This window comes from Streptomyces diastatochromogenes, assembly GCF_002242805.1.
In the GTDB taxonomy this organism is placed as follows: domain Bacteria; phylum Actinomycetota; class Actinomycetes; order Streptomycetales; family Streptomycetaceae; genus Streptomyces; species Streptomyces diastatochromogenes.
Window position 1 is genome coordinate 1 of the sequence record NZ_MCGQ01000162.1, and the last position, 482, is coordinate 482.

Annotated in this window: 1 protein-coding gene; it reads right to left on the minus strand. The window is 72.6% G+C overall.

Annotation, left to right across the window (positions count from 1 at the left end; all coding sequences use genetic code 11):
* Window positions 1–482, minus strand: a 482-nt coding sequence (locus BEK98_RS47320; protein ID WP_143684297.1) for an SDR family NAD(P)-dependent oxidoreductase, incomplete at both ends; no start/stop codon positions are given.

The window sequence follows — 482 nt, forward strand, 5'->3', positions numbered from 1 at the left end:
TCCCACAGGCCCCAGGCGAGGGACAGCGCGGGCAGACCCTGGGCGCGCCGGTGGGCGGCGAGGGCGTCCAGGAAGGCGTTGCCCGCCGCATAGTTGCCCTGTCCGGCCGTACCGAGCAGACCGGAGACCGAGGAGAACAGGACGAACGCGCTCAGATCCAGGTCCCGGGTGAGGTCGTGGAGGTGCCAGGCGGCGTCCGCCTTCGGCCGCAGCACCGACTCCAACCGCTCCCCCGTCAACCCCTCCACCGTCGCGTCGTCCAGCACACCAGCCGTGTGCACCACGGCCGACAGCCGGTCACCGACCCGACCCACCAACGCGGCCACCTGCTCCCGATCGGCCACGTCACAGGCCTCGACACGCACCGACGCCCCCAAATCGGCAAGCTCGTCGAGGAGTTCAGCGGCTCCGGGGGCGTCCGGACCGCGCCGGCTCACCAGCACCAGCTCCCGCACCCCGTGCACCTCGACCAGATGCCGGGC